Source organism: Streptomyces sp. SID486 (assembly GCF_009865385.1).
Taxonomy (GTDB): Bacteria; Actinomycetota; Actinomycetes; order Streptomycetales; family Streptomycetaceae; genus Streptomyces.
Genome location: NZ_WWJT01000680.1, coordinates 1 through 230 on the forward strand (window position 1 = coordinate 1; position 230 = coordinate 230).

Below are 230 nucleotides of genomic sequence, written 5' to 3' on the forward strand. Positions count from 1 at the left end.
GCGGGCTGCCGATGCGCAGCAGGCGCGACTCGTACAACTGCGACGAGCGGGTGGTCCAGCCGAACTTGTCGTAGTGGTAGCGCCAGATCGTCCCGCCGACCAGCACGATCAGGACCGCGTAGGGCAGCACCGCCCACAGCATGGTGTTCATCGGGCGACTCCGTCGACCTCGGGGCTTGCGAAGCCGCTGCCGCCCGGTGCGGGCGGGAGCGACCCATAGGTGTCCAGCC

1 protein-coding gene is annotated in these 230 nt (G+C 69.6%); it reads right to left on the minus strand.

What is annotated here, in order from left to right:
• Positions 1–151 (minus strand): respiratory nitrate reductase subunit gamma (locus tag GT045_RS31460; RefSeq protein ID WP_161336264.1); only part of this gene is annotated, 151 nt, incomplete at its 3' end.
• Positions 152–230: the final 79 nt, after the last annotated feature.